This window comes from Clostridioides sp. ZZV14-6150, assembly GCF_020657875.1.
GTDB lineage: Bacteria > Bacillota > Clostridia > Peptostreptococcales > Peptostreptococcaceae > Clostridioides.
The window spans coordinates 113,198-134,347 of the sequence record NZ_JAGWDA010000011.1; the positions used below are offsets into that span (position 1 = coordinate 113,198).

17 protein-coding genes and 1 CRISPR repeat array are annotated in these 21,150 nt (G+C 26.7%); of the genes, 15 read left to right on the forward strand and 2 right to left on the reverse strand.

The window, feature by feature from the left end; all coding sequences use genetic code 11:
• The 9 genes from cas8a1 to KGF41_RS13790 all read left to right on the forward strand — a co-directional run bounded on the left by cas8a1 (position 1) and on the right by KGF41_RS13790 (position 11,670).
• Positions 1-1,857 carry a type I-B CRISPR-associated protein Cas8b1/Cst1 gene (gene cas8a1 / locus KGF41_RS13750; RefSeq protein ID WP_227856749.1) on the forward strand — a complete coding sequence of 619 codons (1,857 nt, stop codon included), beginning with the start codon at positions 1-3 and terminating at the stop codon, positions 1,855-1,857.
• 1 nt (position 1,858) lies between these two features.
• A complete protein-coding gene (gene cas7i, locus KGF41_RS13755; protein ID WP_227840815.1) occupies positions 1,859-2,773 on the forward strand; it encodes a type I-B CRISPR-associated protein Cas7/Cst2/DevR in 915 nt (304 codons plus the stop codon).
• 1 nt (position 2,774) lies between these two features.
• Complete coding sequence (cas5b, locus tag KGF41_RS13760) at positions 2,775-3,476, forward strand: type I-B CRISPR-associated protein Cas5b (protein WP_227840816.1); 702 nt, start codon at positions 2,775-2,777, stop codon at positions 3,474-3,476.
• Between the two features lie 10 nt (positions 3,477-3,486).
• A complete protein-coding gene (gene cas3, locus KGF41_RS13765; RefSeq protein ID WP_227856750.1) occupies positions 3,487-5,808 on the forward strand; it encodes a CRISPR-associated helicase Cas3' in 2,322 nt (773 codons plus the stop codon).
• Positions 5,809-5,822: 14 nt separating this feature from the next.
• Positions 5,823-6,374, forward strand: a complete 552-nt coding sequence (gene cas4, locus KGF41_RS13770) for a CRISPR-associated protein Cas4 (RefSeq protein ID WP_227856751.1) — start codon at positions 5,823-5,825, stop codon at positions 6,372-6,374.
• Positions 6,375-6,376: 2 nt separating this feature from the next.
• Positions 6,377-7,357, forward strand: a complete 981-nt coding sequence (gene cas1b, locus KGF41_RS13775; RefSeq protein ID WP_227856752.1) for a type I-B CRISPR-associated endonuclease Cas1b — start codon at positions 6,377-6,379, stop codon at positions 7,355-7,357.
• A 3-nt stretch (positions 7,358-7,360) separates the two neighbouring features.
• Entirely contained in the window at positions 7,361-7,627 is a 267-nt protein-coding gene (gene cas2, locus KGF41_RS13780) for a CRISPR-associated endonuclease Cas2 (RefSeq protein ID WP_227856753.1), read from the forward strand.
• A gap of 183 nt (positions 7,628-7,810) precedes the next feature.
• Positions 7,811-9,871: a CRISPR direct-repeat array (repeat unit 29 nt; unit sequence GTTTTATATTAACTAAGTGGTATGTAAAG).
• Between the two features lie 129 nt (positions 9,872-10,000).
• A complete protein-coding gene (locus tag KGF41_RS13785; protein ID WP_227856754.1) occupies positions 10,001-10,435 on the forward strand; it encodes an N-acetyltransferase in 435 nt (144 codons plus the stop codon).
• A 317-nt stretch (positions 10,436-10,752) separates the two neighbouring features.
• Complete coding sequence (locus KGF41_RS13790; RefSeq protein WP_227856755.1) at positions 10,753-11,670, forward strand: methyltransferase domain-containing protein; 918 nt, start codon at positions 10,753-10,755, stop codon at positions 11,668-11,670.
• Between the two features lie 217 nt (positions 11,671-11,887).
• Here KGF41_RS13790 and KGF41_RS13795 read toward each other — a convergent pair whose 3' ends face one another.
• Positions 11,888-12,667 (reverse strand): hypothetical protein, encoded by a 780-nt coding sequence (locus KGF41_RS13795; RefSeq protein WP_227856756.1) that lies wholly within the window; start codon positions 12,665-12,667, stop codon positions 11,888-11,890.
• Positions 12,668-12,962: 295 nt separating this feature from the next.
• Between KGF41_RS13795 and KGF41_RS13800 the strand changes: the two genes are divergently transcribed.
• From KGF41_RS13800 to KGF41_RS13820, 5 genes are all read left to right on the forward strand, one after another.
• Entirely contained in the window at positions 12,963-13,508 is a 546-nt protein-coding gene (locus KGF41_RS13800) for a biotin transporter BioY (protein WP_227829577.1), read from the forward strand.
• 19 nt (positions 13,509-13,527) lie between these two features.
• Positions 13,528-14,664, forward strand: a complete 1,137-nt coding sequence (locus KGF41_RS13805; protein WP_227829576.1) for a thiolase family protein — start codon at positions 13,528-13,530, stop codon at positions 14,662-14,664.
• A gap of 3 nt (positions 14,665-14,667) precedes the next feature.
• Complete coding sequence (locus KGF41_RS13810; protein ID WP_227829575.1) at positions 14,668-16,059, forward strand: AMP-binding protein; 1,392 nt, start codon at positions 14,668-14,670, stop codon at positions 16,057-16,059.
• 69 nt (positions 16,060-16,128) lie between these two features.
• Entirely contained in the window at positions 16,129-17,004 is an 876-nt protein-coding gene (gene dpsA, locus KGF41_RS13815) for a dipicolinate synthase subunit DpsA (protein ID WP_227850871.1), read from the forward strand.
• Positions 17,005-17,006: 2 nt separating this feature from the next.
• Positions 17,007-17,597, forward strand: a complete 591-nt coding sequence (locus tag KGF41_RS13820; protein ID WP_227829573.1) for a dipicolinate synthase subunit B — start codon at positions 17,007-17,009, stop codon at positions 17,595-17,597.
• A 131-nt stretch (positions 17,598-17,728) separates the two neighbouring features.
• On the opposite strand, the gene KGF41_RS13825 is transcribed toward KGF41_RS13820, so the two are convergent.
• A complete protein-coding gene (locus KGF41_RS13825) occupies positions 17,729-17,917 on the reverse strand; it encodes a hypothetical protein (RefSeq protein WP_227829572.1) in 189 nt (62 codons plus the stop codon).
• A 555-nt stretch (positions 17,918-18,472) separates the two neighbouring features.
• On the opposite strand from KGF41_RS13825, the gene adhE reads away from it, so the two are divergent.
• A complete protein-coding gene (adhE, locus tag KGF41_RS13830; RefSeq protein WP_227856757.1) occupies positions 18,473-21,076 on the forward strand; it encodes a bifunctional acetaldehyde-CoA/alcohol dehydrogenase in 2,604 nt (867 codons plus the stop codon).
• The last annotated feature ends 74 nt before the right edge of the window (positions 21,077-21,150 follow it).

A 21,150-nucleotide genomic window follows, 5' to 3' on the forward strand; every position in this document is an offset into this window, starting at 1 on the left:
ATGAAGTTAAGGGTTTATAGAGGAGACTGGTTCTTTAATATGGGTATAGTTGGATTTTTAAATATAATAAAGAAAGCAGATAAGAAAGCAGAAATATTTATTATGGAAGATTATATCGAATTTGATAGTTCATTTCTTGAAAACTTTCATGAGGATTATTTTAATTACTTTATGGATGAATATGATGTATCAAAAAGGATTAGGAAGAGTATTGATTACAGTATAAATTTTATTAAATCTAAGCCTGATAAAATTAAAGATGGAATTAAAAAAATTAAAGATAGTATAAAACAACAAAATGATAAGGTTAAAAAATTTGATGAAGAAAAATTCAACTTGATAAAAGAAAAGTTAGATAGTATATCTAAGATAAAAAGTTATGATGAATTTGACATATTAGAAACTTTAATTGATGAGATTATAGATATATTTAAAATTAAATCAATAAACGATAGACTTACAGCTAATCTTTATAAATATGTAGTTCAAGATAATTATTTTGGACAAGTTAGTTTTTTTAATGTTGCTAAGGCTAAGTTAGATTTAGATGGATTAAAACAGGTAATGTTTAACGACTATTTAAGACAAATCATATATCTAGGGGAGTTAGAGGATTTACTAGAAGAGAATGATTATGATAAATTGAAAAACTATTTGAATGATAGATTAAATAGTATGGCTAAAGATGTAAGTGAAAAAAAAGTTAGTAAGTCTAGTATAAATACTATAGAAAAAATTATGAAGGAAATAAATAAAAACTTTATAAAGAAAAATAAAAGTATTAAAGATATAAAAGAGTATATGGATAGTTTAGAAGTATGTGAAATGTGTGGTTCATACAAAGGTATATTAGATGAGTCTTCAGAAAGTAATTTTGCTCCTCTTGGAGTAAGTACCAATAATGCTAGAAATATGTTTTGGAATCAGGAGTACACATCATCAATATGTGATATTTGTAAGCTTATATTATTCTGTACTCCAGCAGGGGCTACTTATACAAGAAAAAATTATTTAACTAATGAAGAAAATGAGTTTTATTTATTTGTTAACATGGATACTTCTATAAATGAACTTTTTGAGAGAAATAATGAGTTAAAATTACAGAAAAGTGAGTCTTCAAGCTCCCAAGAAGAAACTCCTTTTAATAAACTTATAAAAAGTATAGTAGAAGAAAATAGATTAAAAAGTGAATGGCAGCTTAGGAATATCATTTTTGTAGAATTTAAAGCAAGTATAGATTCTAAAAAATGTAAAATAAATTACTTTAATATTCCTACTTATTTAGCAAAAATCTTTACAAACAAGGATGTAAATAAAAAAATACAAAGTATCTATGATTATAAGCTTAAATCAAATGTATTAGATTTACTTTTGAAAAATAGAGACTTGAAGCATTTAATTAATAATACTTTAAGAAATAAAGTTAAGAATGACATGGAAGGTAGAAATAAATCAAATATATCAGGAACAGATTGTTTTAGACTGGTTCAATTAAGATTAATAGTAAATAACTATAAGAGAGGAGTGTATAAAATGGATTATAAAAAGTTAAGAAAAGTTTATGAATCAGGTTGTGAAATACATGATTATTATGTTAATAAGAATGCTAAAAATAAAATAGAAGGAATAACATATAAGCTTTTAAATTTGATTAAGGTTGGTAATAAGAATGATTTTTTTCAAACAATTTTAAGAATTTTTTCACCAAGTGAAAAAACTCCACCAGAAGAATTTTTACAGATGCTTAGTGAAGAGGAGTTAGATTTTGAAGCTATAGGATACGCATTTACAATGGGATTAATGTCAGAAAAATGTGAGAGAAAAAATAGACAAGTAGATAATAAGGAGGAAAAATAATATGAAAAGAGGATTAACGTTTACAGTAATAACACAAGCTCAAAGTTTAAACTATGGTGAAGGAATAACCAATATATCCGAATTAAAAAAACTAAGTAGAGGAGATGGAAATATCTACACATTTGCATCTCGCCAGTGTTTAAGATATGACATAGTAAGATTAGCTTCGGAGTTATTTAATTGGAATTTGCAGGTTGTAGATAAAGAAAAAGGTACAGTTCAGTTTAAAGATAATATAAATATAAGAGAATCAGAAGAAATGGACTTGTTTGGATATATGAAAACAAATAAAAAAGATGAGAAAGATAAAAAAGGAGGTTCATTGACTAGAGAAGCTACTGTAAGATTAAGTAATGCAATTTCTCTTGAGCCATATAGAAGTGACATGGACTTTTTAAATAATAAAGGATTGGCAGATAGAATAGGAGAACACCCTAATCTTGCTAATATAGAACAACATTTGAGTTATTATACATATACAGTGACTATAGACTTATCTAAAATAGGTAAGGATGGAGATATAGAACTTGATAATAAAGAGAAATGTAAGAGAGTAGTAGAATTTTTAGAAATAATAAAAGTATTGAATAGAAATATTAGAGGTAGACAAGAAAACTTATCTCCTTTATTTGTAGTAGGAGGAGTATATGAAATAGCAAATCCATTTTTCTTAGGTAGAATTAAATTAAAAGGAGATAAAAATGGGTTTAAAGTAAATAAGTCAGCAATAGAAGAAGTAGTTCAAGGTACTTTTTTAGGAAAGGGTTTAAAGCAGTTTACCTATGTGGGAATGGTAGATGGAGCATTTACAAATAAAGAAGAGTTTGAGGGATTATTTGAAGATAATTTTTTAAGTGTAGATAAATTTTTTGGACAACTAGTTAAAGAAGTAAAGGAATATTATGGGGTGAATTAATATGAAGGTTTTGAAATTAGATTTATTTCAAGAAACTGCATGCTATAAAAAGCCATTTGCTATGAAGATTACAGAAACTTATCCACTACCACCATATTCTACAGTAAATGGATTAATTCACAAAATATTAAATGCGACAGAGTATATACCATTTAATATAAGTGTACAGGGAACATATGAAAGTATATTTAATAATTATCAGACAACATATTTTTATAAAAAGGATAGTATTACATCTATGCCAATGAACAGTCATATGTTATTAAATGTAAATTTGATAATTCATATAGGTGGGGATTTTGAATTATTGAAAGAAATATATGATAGTTTATTAAATTGTGGTGAGCATTTATCATTAGGTAGAAAAGAAGATTTAGTGAGAATTAATGATATTAGATTTGTAGAAATTAATAAATTTGAAGTAGATTCTGATATGCAATTAGATGATTACGAAAATTCTAGGCTATCAGAATATAATATAAGAATGCCTATATATATACCAAAGTCAAGTTTACAAGATGAATATATAGAGGGAATAAGTTACAGGCTCAATAATTACTATGATAATAATGCTCTGAAAGATAAAAAAAGAGTTTGGAATAAGGTAGATAGTTATTATGTTGATGATGGAAATACTATATCAGTTGGAGATATATTATTAGACAATGAAGGAGATTTATTATATTTTAATAATATAAATTAGGAGGAAGAGTATGTTATATGCTAAATCTAATCCAGTGGAAACATTGAGAGAACATACTGATGAGCTTTTAAAACAAATGAATGTGTTAAGAGAATGCCATGGAACAAACATAAATAGGCTAAATTTTTTAGAGGAAGAGAAATTTTGGCAATTACTTGATTTTGTTATAGAATTTCATGATATTGGAAAAGCATTTTCTCCATTTCAAAACCTAATAAGAAGTAGGATGGATATTGAAACAAATAAATCTAAAATAGTAACTCATCTAGAAAATAATATAGGTCATAATTATCTTTCTCCTGCATTTATTGATTATAGTTATGTAGACAGGGCAAAGGATAGAGAACTGAGAGCAGTATTAATTCAAGTTATCGTATATCATCATGAAAGAGATATCTTTATAGATAAAGATTTTAAAGATTTAATACAAAAAATATTAGATGAAGATTTAATAAATAAAGTTTATGAATTACAATATGAATTTAAAGTTAGATATCCAATAAGAACCGAAAAATTAAGTAAAGCGTATATACAAAGTGTAATAAAAAGAATAGATAAAAATCACAAATACTATAATTTATATATCATGTTAAAAGGTATACTACATAGATTAGATCACAGTGCTTCTGCTCATGAGGTTGTGGAATGCAATAGTGTCATGAATATAGGAGAACACACAGAGAATTATTTAATGGAAGAATTTGGTAGTTTGAGAGAGGCTCAATCATTTGCTAAATCTAATAGAGATAAAAATATAATATTGATAGCCTCTACAGGTATGGGGAAAACAGAAACTGCTTTAATTTGGATAGATAAGGATAAGGCCTTTTTCACACTTCCATTAAGGGTAAGTATAAATGCGTTATTTGATAGGGCAAAAAATATAGTTGGAGTGGGAGAATCAAATGATACATTCTTAGGTCTGTTACATTCAACAGCAATAGATTATCTGGAAGAAAGTAATCAAGAAAATTCAAATGAGATTGTAGATTTAGCAAAGTTATTATCTTGCAAGTTGACATTTTCCACAATAGACCAAATATTTAAATTTCCTTTTTTGTATAGAGGATATGAAAAAGTATACTCAACATTAGCATATTCAAAGGTAGTAATAGATGAGATACAAGCATATTCACCAGAAATAGCAGCTGTATTGGTAAAGGGTATAGAAATGATACATAAGATAGGTGGCAGATTTATGATAATGACAGCTACTATGCCAACTATATATATAGACGAACTAAAAAAAAGAGGTGTATTGGATAGTAACTTAGCTAAATTGACATGTAATACAGAAAAAATAAGACATTATGTATCTATTGTAGAAAACTCAATAGATGAAAATTTAGAAAAAATAATACAAAGTGGAATGAATAAAAAAGTTCTTGTAATAGTAAATACAGTCAAAAGTGCTGTAGAAAAATATGAGTTAATAGAAGAGATAGTTAAGCTAAAAGGAATAGATATTAACTTAAATCTTTTACATTCTATGTATATACAAGAAGATAGAGCAAAACTAGAAAAACATATAAAAGAATTTGCAGATAGTGATAAAAATGGAATTTGGATTACTACACAATTAGTAGAAGCATCCCTTGACATTGATTTTGATGAACTTCATACAGAAAATTCAACACTTGACAGTTTATTTCAAAGGTTTGGAAGATGTTATAGAGGTCGTGAGTATAAAAAAAATAGTCCAAATATATTTATATATACAGAAAAAGCTACAGGAATAGGCAGTATCTATGATGAAACAATTGTAAAAAATGGACTTGAGTTATTGAAAGCTTTTATAAATGGCAAAGAATGTGTAAAGATGGAAGAAAAATATAAGGTAGAAATGGTTAAGGTACTATACTCTAAAGAAAGCTTAGAAGGTACAGCTTTTAAAAAGAGATTTACTAGTGCTTTAAATATTTTAGATACTATAACACCATATAGTTTGGGCTCTAAAGATGCGCAAAATATACTTAGAAATATTGAAGGATATACAGTAATACCAGAGGATATATATAATAAAATTGAAGAAACTTTGGTAAAAAATTATAAAGTTTTGGGGAAAGAACTTACAGAGGCATATAGTAATGAAGACAGACAATTAATAAATGAAATAAAATTTAAGAGAAAAAAAGCTAGAAGAGAAATAATTAAAAAAAGTGTAAATATACCAATATATAAAGCTAAACAAAATATAGTGGATATAAATATAAAGGGTCTAGAAGATTTAAAAATACTTTTATATAAATATGATATACATGAAAATAAGCATACAAAACAGATATTTGGCAAAGGTGTGCTTATAGGTAAGGAAATAGACCAATTTATTTGATTTTTATATTAACAATGTGGCTAAAATTTACTAGAGAAGGTGATTTTGTGCCAATAGATTTAGAATTATTGAAAGTTCAAGGAGTAAAGATAAATTATTATTATGTATGTAAAAGAAAACTATGGTTATTCTCTAAAGGAATAACTATGGAACAAAATAGTAGTAGGGTTTTATCTGGAAAAATAGTACATGAAGATTCTTATAAAAGAATGAAAAATAAAGAGGTATTAATTGATGATATCCTGAGATTAGATATAATAAAGGATGAGTATGTTAAGGAAGTAAAAATAAGTTCAAAGATGAAAGAAGCAGATGAAATGCAACTATACTATTACTTATATTATTTAAAAAAGAGTATGGGTATAGATAAAAAAGGAACTATAAATTATGTCAAGGAAAAGAAACAAGAAGAATTAATATTAACAGAGGAAAAAGAAAGAGCTGTTGAAAATACACTTATAAATATAAATGAAATAAATATGAAGTTATCTCCTCCTAAAATTGAGAAAAAATCTTATTGTACAAAATGTGCTTATTATGAATTTTGTTTTGTGAAGGAGGAGTAACAATGTATAAAGACTATTATATTATAAGTAATGGTAATATAAAAAGAAAAGAAAATACAATTTATTATTATAATTTAGAAGGTGAGAAAAAAATATTACCAGTAGAACAAGTTGATGATATTCATATATATGGAGAGGTAGATTTAAACACAAAACTTATAAACTATATAAGCCAATATGGAGTTATGCTTCACTTCTATAACTATTATGGGTATTATTCAGGTACATATTATCCAAGAAAGAAAAGTGTATCAGGGTTTAGTTTAGTATGTCAATCAGCTTGTTATTTAGATAAAAATGAAAGACTATATTTAGCAAAATCCTTTGTGGAAAGTGCGTCATACCATATTTTAAGAAATATGAGATATTACAAAGTTGATGAAAGTTTAATTGATACTATAAAAGATGAACTAAATAGTTTGAATGATGTCAAAGAAATATCAGAACTTATGGGTAAAGAAGGCAGAATAAGAAAAACATACTATAAATCATTTAATCAAATATTGAAAGATGATTTTGAGTTTTATAAGAGAGAAAAAAGACCTCCCAAAGACCCAGTAAATGCTCTTATGTCATTTGGAAATAGCATAATGTATACGAATGTTTTAAGTGAGATATATAAGACACAACTTGACCCTACTATAAGCTTTTTACATGAACCATCTACAAAAAGGTTTTCTTTAAGCTTAGATATTGCTGAAATTTTTAAACCTATTATTATTGATACAATAATTTTTAGCTTAATTAATAATAAGAGAATCAATAAGAATGATTTTTCATATCAAGATAAAATTTGTTATTTAAGTGAAAAAGGAAAGAAGAAATTTTTACAAGAATTTGAAAATAAGATGCAGACAACTATAAAACATAGAAATCTTAATAGAAAAGTTTCGTATAGAATGTTTATAAGGTTAGAATGTTATAAATTAATTAAACATTTTATCAATGATGAAAAGTATAAAGTCTTAAAGGCATGGTGGTAAAGAATGTTTGTTATTGTTACTTATGATGTTGTTGAAGCAAGGTCATTAAATCGGATTAGAAAAATACTTAGAAAATATTTGACTTGGACTCAGAATTCTGTTTTTGAAGGAGATATTACCGATGGAAAGTTACATAAATGTATTTCTGAAATAGAAAATATTATTGATAATAGTGAAGATTCAATCTATGTTTATGAGATAAAAAATCCTAATTCAATTAAAAAGAAATGTTATGGTATTGATAAGTATTCTGATGAAATGTTTATATAGGTTTGCAGTGAGCGATATTTATGCTAAAATAGGTGTTAACAGTTGGAATATAAGGGATTGAAGGCATGTGATAACTATTATCAATTGCACTACTGATCGCTCACTGCAATTTTTAATATTTTTATTGAATTATAACTGCTTGAGTGTAGTATTTTCAATGTATTCAATTAGACATATTTTGGGGTTTTATATTAACTAAGTGGTATGTAAAGCTTTGATATGTGTATTTACTATGTACAAATTTATAAAAGTTTTATATTAACTAAGTGGTATGTAAAGAAGAGTCTTTAAAAAAAGAAATAAAGAGTTTTCTAAAGTTTTATATTAACTAAGTGGTATGTAAAGTAAGATAGAAAAAGCAATAAGAGATAAGTATTCAACGTTTTATATTAACTAAGTGGTATGTAAAGAATAAGATAGTGAATAATAAGGTTGATGGAAAACATGTTTTATATTAACTAAGTGGTATGTAAAGACTTTTTTATTATTATTTATAACTTATATGAGCTTCGTTTTATATTAACTAAGTGGTATGTAAAGAAAGAAGTACAAAAGAAGCTTGAAACAATGTACAAGTTTTATATTAACTAAGTGGTATGTAAAGTTTCAAAAGAGAATAAAAAAAGCTCATGAGTTCTTTCGTTTTATATTAACTAAGTGGTATGTAAAGAAAACTTCTAATCTGAACTAAAATGCGAGGAGTATTAGTTTTATATTAACTAAGTGGTATGTAAAGAAAGTTGAGAAATGGGAAAGATTTTTAAATAATGAAGTTTTATATTAACTAAGTGGTATGTAAAGTTCTAAAAGTAATTCATGAGAACCTAATTCTATATCGTTTTATATTAACTAAGTGGTATGTAAAGTTTATTTCAAAAGTCAAGAACAAATACAACTTTTTAGGTTTTATATTAACTAAGTGGTATGTAAAGTTTTATAATCATTCATTTTTTTCCCATCTAGTAATAGGTTTTATATTAACTAAGTGGTATGTAAAGTCTAGGTAAAAATCATAAGCCATTTATATCCCTCCTCGTTTTATATTAACTAAGTGGTATGTAAAGGATACGGAAGAATGTTTATATGTTGGGAAAACAGAAGTTTTATATTAACTAAGTGGTATGTAAAGCAATTATTGGGGGCATGATTTTGCTACTGAGATAACTAGTTTTATATTAACTAAGTGGTATGTAAAGCTGTCTTTATCAAAGTATGCTAAATTTAACTCCTCCGTTTTATATTAACTAAGTGGTATGTAAAGAAGTAATGATACCATTCAATTTCAATTTTATGAAAAGTTTTATATTAACTAAGTGGTATGTAAAGTATCTTTTTCTTCTATCTCTCTGCTTTTCTTTTCTATTGTTTTATATTAACTAAGTGGTATGTAAAGATGATATGGTTCTCTAATATATGTTTGTCCATATAACGTTTTATATTAACTAAGTGGTATGTAAAGGTACTTTTGTCTTGTTGAACATTATTTTTAGCTTCAGTTTTATATTAACTAAGTGGTATGTAAAGTTAGAATAAAAACTATCATATCTTTTAATGTATATCGTTTTATATTAACTAAGTGGTATGTAAAGATTGTAGTTGAAGAACAAGTTTGTGGTTATATATGTGTTTTATATTAACTAAGTGGTATGTAAAGGAAGTAAAAGTAAAAAATGCAGATAAAAGTAAAAAAGGTTTTATATTAACTAAGTGGTATGTAAAGTATTAAAACTACATTTACTATCTTATAAAATATTTTCGTTTTATATTAACTAAGTGGTATGTAAAGGTCTATAAAACGATAATAAACTATAATCATAAAAATGTTTTATATTAACTAAGTGGTATGTAAAGTCTTGTAACACTTTAACACTAGCGTCAGGTTCATTAAGTTTTATATTAACTAAGTGGTATGTAAAGCCAAAATTTTTAGTTACTTCTTTTACTAATATATTTAGTTTTATATTAACTAAGTGGTATGTAAAGGTCTGTAGCATTTAATGAAACAACTTCTTTTATTGTGTTTTATATTAACTAAGTGGTATGTAAAGTCTTTTAACATACTTAATTCTTTTTCTAATGCTTCTAGTTTTATATTAACTAAGTGGTATGTAAAGTCATTTAAATTATTAGTTGATGAAATATTTGCGCTAGGTTTTATATTAACTAAGTGGTATATAAAGGCAAGAGGTAAATTAAAATTAGGACTTTTAGAAGGGTTTTATATTAACTAAGTGGGATGTAAAGAAGAGTTCTTTTTTCTGAATAATTCATATTATAATAAGTTCTATATTAACTAAATAATATCTAAATAAAACATAAATATTCTATAAATCTTGATAAGAAAGTAGTAAAAAATGAGGTGAAATAAAATTTATGATAAGAAAATCAAATAACAAAGATATAGAAAAAATAATGGAAATCTGGGAAGAAAGTACAATCAAAGCACATGATTTTATAAATAAAGATTATTGGAAAAATAGCTACAATACTGTTAAAAACGAATATATGCCTATATCTGAAACTTTTGTATATGATGATGGAGAAGAAATAAAAGGATTTATAAGTATTATAGATAATGAATTTATAGGAGCTTTGTTTATAAGTACAAATTATCAAAGTCTAGGAATAGGAAGCAAACTTTTAGATTATGCAATTAAAGAGTATAAAAATCTAAGCTTAGCAGTATATAAAGATAATAAAAAAGCAGTTGTATTTTACAATAAAAAAGGTTTTAATATAGTAAAAGAACAAGTAAATGAAGATTCAGGATTTAAAGAATATCTAATGGAATATAGTAAACAGCTTTAGTATATTCACATTAGAATAGCGATTAAAATGTTTACTATCTAGATAGATATATTTTTATAATGGTGAGACTTAAAATCCTGAATCATATATGCTTGTAACCTAGTATATATTACAAAATATATAATTATGGGAGGATAAAATAATGAATAAAAGAGCATTTATGCATTATATTAGAATAAGAGGATAGCGCACAAATTGTGGCTATTTTACAAAAACTTATAACATGATTTTATATAAGATATAGAAACATACCTTATATAAGTAGCCATAATTTCGTGCTATTTAAATTAAATAGTAAATTTGAGGAGATTATGGAGATGAAACAAAATATAAGTAATGAAGGTAAAAAGATTGTTGGAAAATTAAAAAGGATAGAAATTGCTAAATTACTACTTAATGAAAATATAGATGTATTCAAATGTCCACTTTGTAAAGAAGATATGATTACAATTGATAAAAATAGCATGGGATGTATAAATAATCATTGCTTTGATATATCCAAAAAGGGATATGTTAACTTATTAAATAGTAATACTAAAACTATTTATGATAAAGAACTATTTGAATCAAGACATGAAATATATAATTCTAAAGCATATGATAATTTAACAGAAGAAATAAAGTCTGCAATTCATAACTACACTTTAGATAAAAATATTAACTATATTTTAGATGCTGGATGTGGAGAAGGATATTTCTTAAATAAATTATATGAAGATAAAAATATTAATAATATATGTAAATTAATTGGAATTGACATATCTAAAGAAGGTATTTCTATAGCTAAAAGAGGAGAGAATGAAATTATATGGTGTATTTCAGATTTGTCAAATCTACCATTTAAAGATAATAAGTTTGATGTAATATTAAATATACTTTCTCCTGCAAATTATAAGGAATTTACAAGAGTTTTAAATGATGATGGAATAATAGTAAAGATTGTCCCAGAATCAAATTATTTAAAAGAAATAAGGACAAATATACAGGGAAATATAAAGAATAATGATTATGACAATAAAAACATTGTAGCTGTATTTAAGAAACATCTAAGTGTAGTTTATGAAAATAGAATCAATTATAAAACTGATGTCAGTGTATTAAATTTAATGAATTTGGTTAAAATGACTCCTTTAACATCAACATTAGATGAAGAAGAAATTTTAAAGTTGATAAAGTCAGGGATATCTAATATAACAATTGATTTAAGAGTTATGGTTGGTACACTAAAGAAATAGAAAATAGAATTTGTCCAAACTTAATAAAAATTATATTACTAAAAATTGCTATGAAACTAGTTTAATAATATCTAATTTCATAGCAATTTTAATTACCATTAAAGTGTCTATATAAAAATTATTTATGTTATATTTCCAAATATGTCCCCAAAAATTTATATAATAATATTTAATAACAGAGTATTATTATTTGAAATTATTTTAAAAATATAAGATATTAAAGCTTAAAGTATTCTTTTTGAGATGAATTTATTTTAGAGCCACAATTGCTACAGCAATAAGATGTTGAAACATATCCAAATTCTTCAGTATTCTCATTAAACTCCATTTTTTTCTTTGCAATAATTCCTACTTTAATTAAACTAGAACCACAATTATCACAGTTTTGAATTTTACATATACTATACAATTTGTCAGTAGTTACATTTTCTATTGATTTATCACAATTACAACATTTAATAGAAGTAATCTCATTAGATACTTCAACAGGTTCGGCATCTTGAAAAGAAAATTTATATGTTATATCATTTGATACTCTGTAACCTGTATCAAAAATATTAGTATTACAGTTTGGACACATGTATTTTGGAATATATACATCTTTCTTTCCAAAAGTATCTTTCTCAGTATTGTGATTTAAATCATCTAAAGAGGCGTTTTCACCTATGGTATCTTCTTTATTTAAGTTTAAAAGATAATTATAAATCTTTTTATCTTCATTTTGTTTTGCTGTGTCTAAAAAATGACTCATTATATTTGGATAGTCTTTATTTTTTGATGGCATATTTAAATCTATATAATTATTTTCAATTGCAAAAGATAGTATATTGTAATAATTATATTTTACTGCAAAAAATAATAACATTTCATCAAAAATTTTATCTACTATTTTGTCAGAAATACTTATCCAAAAATCTGGGGATTCTAAATAAACTTTCTTACTAAGCTCATCTAGTTCTTTATCTATGTTGTTTAATTGATTTTCATTAGTTTTCATATTGTCACTTCCTTGTTAATTTATTATATGAAATAAAATCTCATATAAAATATATCATATTATAATTTACAAGTATAGGGCAAATAGATTTGTTTATAAGTAAAATTTTATAAATAGCCATTAAAACATAAAGGATTAGAAGCAAGTTTACTTATAAATTAAATGTAAACCTAAAATTGTATTGAAGTTGACAAAAAACTGTCTTTCTTTTATACTAAAACAAAGCCTTAATAGAGGGTTTATTATATGTACATATAAACTAAATTGAATAAGACATATGAAGGGAATTATAAAAATGAAAAATAATAGAGTAAATATTCAAGATTTAACTAAAATGTCAATATGTGTAGCATTATTATGTATATCATCCTATATATATATACCATTACCATTTACACCAGCAGGAGTAACAGCACAAACAATAATGATAAATCTAATAGCTTTAATATTAACTCCAAGACAAGCATTTAGTACAGTTGGTGTATACATAATGATAGGTTTAATTGGAATCCCTGTATTTGGTGGAGGTGCATCTGGAATTGGCAAATTACTAAGCCCAACAGGTGGTTTTTATTTTGGATTTTTATTTGCATCACTAATTATTAGCTTATTAAAAGGTAAAAATAATGATATTAAAAGATATATACCAATAACAATTTTTGTTGGTATGCCTATTATATATTTTATGGGAACAGTATTTATGTGTTACTTTAATCAAATGACAGTAGAAGCAGCCCTTTTTGCAGCAGTGGTACCATTTTTAATTGGAGATACGATAAAAGCAATTATTGCATCTTTTTTAGGTGTTAAATTAAATAACGTACTTAAAAGAAATCTATGATGAAGAGAGGATATAATGTATGGAAGATGTTTTTATATTAGGAGGATTAAGAAGTCATATAGGTTTAAAAAATGGAATTTTTCAATGTGTTCAACCAGAATTACTAGGAGCAAAGGTTTTAAAACATCTAATTGAAAAGTATGAGATTGATAAGATTGATGAGATTATATGTGGAAATGCAGTTGGTACAGGAGGTAATATCGCAAGATTAATGACTTTAACAGCGGGAATAGAAAGTGAAGTTCCTGCTTTTACTGTAGATATGCAATGTGCTTCTGCTATGATGAGTTTAGATATAGCATTTTCAAAGATTAAATCTGGGCAATGTGATTTAATTATTGCAGGAGGTTTTGAGAGTAGCTCTCTACAACCAATGCGTACATATCATAAAAATGATAAAAGATATAATATCAATAATCCAAGCTATGCAGTTGCTCAATTTTCTCCAGATGATAATAGTGAGAATAGTATGCTCGAAGGTGCAGAAAGAGTGGCAAAGTTATATAAAATTGAGAAAGAAGAATTAGATTATTGGGTAAAAGAAAGTCATAGAAGAGCAAAAAACACAAGAGAAGAAGAATTTCTTGAAGATATTATATCTCCTATAGATAGCAATACATATGATGAAGGTATACGTGATAAAATGAGCCAAAGATTATTAGATAGGATACCTTCGATTTTAGGAAAGGGAAGTATTACAAATGCAGCAAATGCATGTCTTATTAATGATGGAGCTTCATTTCTTATACTGTGTTCTAAAAGATATTTAGAGACTACAAAAAAGAATCCAAAAGCTAAAGTTATTAACTCTTGTACAATAGGAACAGAGCCACATTTAAGCCCAACATCTGCTATGAAAGCTATGGAGAGGATTTTAGAGATAGAAAAGCTTAACTATATGGACATATCTGCGATTGAATTTAATGAAGCATTTGCAGTTATAGATGTTTTATTTCAAAGAAAATATCCAGCATTAATAGATAGGTATAATATATTTGGAGGGGCTTTAGCATATGGTCATCCATATGGTGCTTCTGGTGCAATTATTGCGTTACATCTTTTAAAAGCACTTGAAAAAACTAATGGAAGGTATGGAATTTGCTCTATAGCAGCTGCTGGGGGATTAGGCTCTGCTTTATTGATTGAAAGGGTGTAGATTATGAATTACTATGAACTTTTGAAAGTAAAAAGAAACAGCTATAAAGATAAAGATTTTTTGATTATAGATGGAGAAAAGTATACTTATGACAGTATATTAAGAGATAGTGAGGAGATTGGGAGACAAATTTCTATAGGTGAAAATATTCCTGTTTTAATTTATTCTAAAAATATAAAGTTCCAATTAGTAAGTTTTTTAGGTGTTAACTATTCAAATAATGTGCCTATCATTTGTCATTATAATCTTTCTAAAAGAGTATTAAGTGATATTTTAATAAAGAATAATATTTCAGTTGTTATATCTGATGAGAATATAGATATAAATGATTTATCTAATGGTAGTTGCAATAGGATATTAAAGATAACTAATTCTTCTACAGACCATCACAGTATAAATGTATATCAATATAATAATATCTTAGACTATTTAGATAAAGAAATTTGTATGGGAGCTTTATCTTCAGGCTCTACAAATGTCCCAAAAGTATTATATAGAACATATGAAAGCTGGGCTGGATTTTTTCCTATACAAAATGAAGTTTTCCATATTTATGAGGACTCTGTTTTGTTTATCAATGGAACACTTAGTTTTACAGGAAATCTAAATTCTATAATGTCAGTACTCTATGAAGGTGGTAGTATTGTAATAAGTTCAGGTTTAAATTATAAAACATGGATAAATGCAATAAAACAATACAATATAACTAACATATATCTTATACCTACAAAACTTCAGTTATTGGTTAAATATTTAAGTGAGACAATAGTTAAAGTTAGAAGTGTTTTTACAGGTTCTCAATTGTTGTTTGAGGATGCAGCAAGAAAAATAAAAAAATATATGCCAGACTCTGAAATAATTTTATATTATGGAGCAAGTGAATTAAACTACATTACATATTTGTGTTATGATGAATTGATTGAGAAACCATTAAGTATAGGTAAGCCATTTCCAAAAATAGATGTATATATTAAGAACAGAATAATTTTTGTAAATACCGAATATGCAGTATATAATGCATCAGAGCCTTATTCTGTCAATGACATTGGATATTTTGATGATGATGGATATTTGATATTTGAAGGAAGAAGTGATGATGTTGTAAATATTGGTGGATTTAAAGTTAGTTCTACTAAAGTTGAAAATGTAGTCAAAAGAATTCCTCAAATTGAAGATGCAGTTGCATTACCTTATTTAGATACTATAAGGGGAAGTCAAATTGCATTATTTGTAACAACCATAGATAAAATTACAAAGAAGGATTTATTGACTAAGATTAGAAATTATTTAATTAGAAATGAAATTCCAAGAAAAATTATTTTTTTAGATTCATTACCATATACATCTTCTGAAAAGATAGATAGATTAGCATTATTAGCAATGTTAGAAGTATAATATTTAATAATTTTAGTGAACCAATATATTGATAAAAACATATTGTATATAGTAAAGGAGGCTTACAATATGTCAAATCAATACGATATAACTGTTATAGGCGGAGACCTGCGACAAGTGTACATGGTAAAAAAACTAATTAATAAAGGATATTCTGTAGTTGTATATGGAATAGCAAATGAAATTATAAATGGAATCGCTGGAAAAGCAACTTCACTAGCTGAAGCACTATCCAAAAGTTCCATTATTTTATGTCCAATTCCATTTACAAAAAATCAATTTAGTATTGAAAATACTGATGGTTGTCTTGATGCTACTATTGATAACTTGTTAATTAACTTATCTCCTAATAAAATACTATTTGGAGGCAACATACCAACTAAAGTTTACAAATTTTGTGAGCAACACTCTATTCAGGTTTATGATTTTATGAAGATGAATGATGTTGCTATTTTAAATGCAGTTGCTACAGCTGAAGGAGCCATATCAGAAGCGATTAAAAGAAGTATAATCAATATGCACCAAAGTAACTGTCTAGTACTAGGCTTCGGAAGATGTGCACAAATACTTGCTAAAAAATTATATGCTTTAGATGCAAATGTATGTGTTGGAGCAAGAAATAATGATGCAAGGAGTACGGCTAATGCATTTGGGTATTCTAGTATTTCTTTAAATCAACGAGATGAAAATCTTTCAAAGTTTGATTATATTTTTAATACCATACCAGAATGTATTTTAACGAAAGAGAAATTAGAAAAAGTATCACGAGAAGTAACTATTATAGATATAGCTTCTTCTCCTGGTGGATTAGATTATTCTGCTACACAAAATTTAGGTATTAATGCAAATCTTTGTCTTGGGCTTCCTGGTAAATACTCACCAAAGACATCTGGTGAAATTCTTGTTAACGCTATAGAAAATATTATAAATGAAAGAAGGGATTAGAGATGAAACTTGAAGGACTTACAATTGGAGTAGGATTTACTGGTTCGTTTTGTACTTATGATAAAATATTTATAGAGTTAGAGAATTTGGTAAAAGCAGGAGCAAATGTGCACACGATATTTTCAGATGTATCACAAAATATAGATTGTAGATTTGGAAATTCTGAAGAATTTATGAAAAAAGCATATGAACTGACAGGAAATAAACCTATTGTTACAATTGAAGAAGCAGAACCATTTGGACCTAAAGGAATTGCTGATATTATAATAATAGCCCCTTGTACTGGCAATACTGCCGCTAAGTTAGCAAATGGTATTACGGACTCTCCAGTATTGATGGCAGCAAAGGGTCATCTTCGCAATGATAAACCACTTGTAATCTCAATATCAACTAATGATGCTCTAAGTTTTAATTTCAAAAATATTGGTATTCTTCTTAACTCTAAAAATATATATTTTGTACCTTTTGGTCAAGATAATTGTAATACAAAGCCTAATTCTATGATTGCACATACAGAGTTAATAATTCCAACTATAGAGCTTGCTCTTGATAATAAACAGTTACAACCTGTTATAAAAAGTCCACATCAATAGATTAGTGATGTAATATGATATATGTGTATGATTAGTAATATTAACAAAGTCCAGCAATCTTATTTGCTGGACTTTAACTTGTAATATATTAAAATTATTTACTTAAACTAATTTATAAATTGGAATTTATATTACTTTGCATTTTTAAATATCAAACTTGTTGTACTTGATACAAAACAAGCAGACATAATTAAAATAAATACTGAAAGCCCTCTAATAAACAAATTATCTACATAATAAGTTACTACACCAATACCACAAATGGCTGAAATTGTACTCATAACTAAAGATAAAATGCTAATTATTTTTAATTTTTTCATCCTTAATTCCTCCTATAAATTTTAAGTTTATCTATACGATATTAAATATATTTTATTTCACAGTATATAAAAATTATCAGTGTATATATCTTTAATTATAGTATATATTATATCTGTTTGTATATCTCAGAGTATTTAATTTAATTTGATCTTTAAGCCTTTGTTTTCTTCTTAAAGTATTTTTTTCTTTATAACTTTTATACAATACCATCCTTGAAAAAAGAATCTTTTAATTTTTTCATTAAAAAAATAAAAACATAAGTGTTAAAAAAATAACGTTATCCTTAAGCATTGAGATGAATTTGTTTATAACTTATATAAAAAATAAAGTGATATATAGTTAATTTAGATATTTGTAAAGAATAATAGTATTAATATGAATAATATAAGACTAAATAAAAAATAAAATGTTAAAAAAATAACTTGAAAATGTAAAAACAACGTGTTATACTGTTAATAAATTAACATAAAAAGAAGATTATACTATTCTAGGAGGGCATTGAAATGGCTAATAAAGAACAAGTTATAATAGAAAATAAAAGGGGAGAAGAAGCTATGGTAGATAATTCAGGTGTTGTAAATAATGTTGAAAATCTAGTTAAAAAATTAGCAAAAATTAGAGAAGCTCAAAAAATCTTTGCTACATACACTCAAGAACAGGTAGATAAGATTTTTTTAGCAGCATCTTTAGCAGCTAATAAGCAAAGAGTTCCTCTAGCTATAATGGCACAAAAAGAAACTGGTATGGGAATTGCCGAGGATAAAGTTATAAAGAATCACTATGCATCAGAGTATATATACAATGCATATAAAGAAACTAAAACTTGTGGTGTTATAGAGAGAGATGAAGCCTTTGGCCTGACTAAAATAGCTGAGCCAATAGGAGTTGTTGCAGCAGTTATACCTACAACTAATCCAACTTCTACTGCTATATTTAAATCACTTTTAGCTCTAAAAACTAGAAATGGAATAATATTTTCTCCACATCCAAGAGCAAAAAATTCTACTATAGAGGCGGCAAAGGTAGTTCTTGAAGCTGCTGTTTTGGCTGGAGCTCCTGAAGGTATAATTGGATGGATTGATGAGCCATCTTTGGAATTAACTACGACTGTTATGAAGGAAGTTGACTTAACTCTTGCTACAGGAGGCCCTGGAATGGTTAAATCAGCATATTCATCTGGAAAACCAGCTATTGGAGTTGGTGCAGGTAATACGCCAGCAATAATTGATGGCAGTGCAGATATAAAAACTGCTGTAAATTCAATTCTTGTATCTAAGACATTCGATAATGGTATGATATGTGCTTCTGAACAATCAGTTATAGTATTAGAAAATATATATAATGAAGTTAAAAAAGAATTTAAAGAGCGTGGTGCTTACTTATTAAATAAAGAAGAAACAGAAAAATTAAGAAATGTAATTTTAGTAAATGGAGGATTAAACTCTAAAATCGTTGGCCAAACAGCTTGTACAATAGCAACACTAGCAGGTTTTGAAGTTCCAGTTGATGCTAAAGTTTTAATAGGTGAAGTTGAATCAGTTGAAATAGAAGAAGCTTTTGCTCATGAGAAACTTTCACCAGTACTTGCAATGTATAAAGCAAACAACTTTGATGATGCAGTTAGTAAAGCAGAAAAATTAGTAGAAGATGGAGGGTTTGGTCATACATCTTCATTATATATTGACGATGTAAATCAGAGAGAAAAGCTTGATAAATTTACTAAAGCTATGAAAACTTGTAGAATTTTAATTAATACTCCTTCTTCTCAAGGTGGTATAGGTGATTTATATAATTTTAAACTAGCTCCTTCTCTTACTCTAGGATGTGGTTCTTGGGGTGGAAATTCAGTATCTGAAAATGTAGGAGTTAAGCACTTACTTAATATTAAGACAGTAGCTGAGAGGAGAGAAAATATGCTTTGGTTTAGAGCACCAGAAAAAGTTTATTTTAAAAAAGGTTGTTTAGGAGTGGCGTTAAAAGAACTTAAAGATGTAATGGATAAAAAGAGAGCTTTTATTGTAACAGATACATTCCTTTACAATAATGGATATACTAAAACAGTTACTGACTTATTAGATGAAATGAACATCAAGCATACTACTTTCTTTGAAGTTGAACCAGACCCAACTTTAGAATGTGCTAAGATAGGTGCTAAAGCTATGAGAGAGTTCAATCCAGATGTAATAATATCTATAGGTGGAGGAAGTGCAATGGATGCAGGTAAGATAATGTGGACATTATATGAGCATCCAGAAGTAGATTTCCAAGACCTAGCAATGAGATTTATGGATATAAGAAAAAGAGTGTATACTTTCCCTAAAATGGGTGAAAAAGCTAGTTTTGTAGCTATACCAACATCAGCAGGTACTGGTTCAGAAGTAACTCCATTTGCAGTTATAACTGACCAAGATACAGGGGTGAAATATCCATTAGCAGATTATGAGTTGATGCCAAATATGGCTATAGTTGATGCTGATATGATGATGAATATGCCAAAAGGATTAACTTCTGCTTCTGGTATTGATGCTTTAACTCATGCACTAGAAGCATATGTATCTATGCTTGCAACTGACTATACAAATGGTCTAGCTTTACAAGCCATTAAGAGCATATTTGAATATCTTCCACGTGCATACGATAATGGAGCAAAAGACTCAGAAGCAAGAGAAAAAATGGCAAATGCTTCTACAATGGCGGGAATGGCTTTTGCAAATGCATTTTTAGGTGTTTGTCACTCTATGGCTCACAAGTTAGGTGCTTTCCATCATGTACCACATGGTGTTGCAAATGCTCTTTTAATAACAGATGTTATGAAATTTAATTCTTCTAATGCACCAAAGAAAATGGGAGCTTTCTCTCAATATAAGTATCCAGAGGCATTAAAGAGATACGCTGAAATAGCTTCATTCTTAGGATTAAAAGGAAATTCTGATGAAGAAAAATTCCAAAGTTTATTGATAGCTATTGAAGATTTAAAGAGTAAAGTTGGTATTCCTAAAACTATAAAAGAATTTGGGGTTGAGGAATCTAAATTTATAGATTCACTAGATGAAATGGTGATTCAAGCATTTGATGACCAATGTACAGGTGCGAATCCAAGATATCCTCTTATGAATGAAATAAAAGAAATGTATCTAAATTCATATTATGGAAAATAAATTTACTATAAAACTTACTATAAAATAAATAAACTAAAACCCTATATACATGAGATATATAATCTCATGTATAT

What these genes read in the sequence shown, in the direction of transcription:
- cas4 (WP_227856751.1), top strand. Translation starts at nt 5,823, where the DNA reads ATGTGGCTAAAATTTACTAGAGAAGGTGATTTTGTGCCAATAGATTTA.
- KGF41_RS13795 (WP_227856756.1), bottom strand. Translation starts at nt 12,667, where the DNA reads ATGAAAACTAATGAAAATCAATTAAACAACATAGATAAAGAACTAGAT.
- KGF41_RS13810 (WP_227829575.1), top strand. Translation starts at nt 14,668, where the DNA reads ATGAATTACTATGAACTTTTGAAAGTAAAAAGAAACAGCTATAAAGAT.
- KGF41_RS13820 (WP_227829573.1), top strand. Translation starts at nt 17,007, where the DNA reads ATGAAACTTGAAGGACTTACAATTGGAGTAGGATTTACTGGTTCGTTT.
- KGF41_RS13790 (WP_227856755.1), top strand. Translation starts at nt 10,753, where the DNA reads ATGAAACAAAATATAAGTAATGAAGGTAAAAAGATTGTTGGAAAATTA.
- cas5b (WP_227840816.1), top strand. Translation starts at nt 2,775, where the DNA reads ATGAAGGTTTTGAAATTAGATTTATTTCAAGAAACTGCATGCTATAAA.
- dpsA (WP_227850871.1), top strand. Translation starts at nt 16,129, where the DNA reads ATGTCAAATCAATACGATATAACTGTTATAGGCGGAGACCTGCGACAA.
- cas7i (WP_227840815.1), top strand. Translation starts at nt 1,859, where the DNA reads ATGAAAAGAGGATTAACGTTTACAGTAATAACACAAGCTCAAAGTTTA.
- KGF41_RS13825 (WP_227829572.1), bottom strand. Translation starts at nt 17,917, where the DNA reads ATGAAAAAATTAAAAATAATTAGCATTTTATCTTTAGTTATGAGTACA.
- cas2 (WP_227856753.1), top strand. Translation starts at nt 7,361, where the DNA reads ATGTTTGTTATTGTTACTTATGATGTTGTTGAAGCAAGGTCATTAAAT.
- adhE (WP_227856757.1), top strand. Translation starts at nt 18,473, where the DNA reads ATGGTAGATAATTCAGGTGTTGTAAATAATGTTGAAAATCTAGTTAAA.
- cas3 (WP_227856750.1), top strand. Translation starts at nt 3,487, where the DNA reads ATGTTATATGCTAAATCTAATCCAGTGGAAACATTGAGAGAACATACT.
- KGF41_RS13805 (WP_227829576.1), top strand. Translation starts at nt 13,528, where the DNA reads ATGGAAGATGTTTTTATATTAGGAGGATTAAGAAGTCATATAGGTTTA.
- cas1b (WP_227856752.1), top strand. Translation starts at nt 6,377, where the DNA reads ATGTATAAAGACTATTATATTATAAGTAATGGTAATATAAAAAGAAAA.
- cas8a1 (WP_227856749.1), top strand. Translation starts at nt 1, where the DNA reads ATGAAGTTAAGGGTTTATAGAGGAGACTGGTTCTTTAATATGGGTATA.
- KGF41_RS13800 (WP_227829577.1), top strand. Translation starts at nt 12,963, where the DNA reads ATGAAAAATAATAGAGTAAATATTCAAGATTTAACTAAAATGTCAATA.
- KGF41_RS13785 (WP_227856754.1), top strand. Translation starts at nt 10,001, where the DNA reads ATGATAAGAAAATCAAATAACAAAGATATAGAAAAAATAATGGAAATC.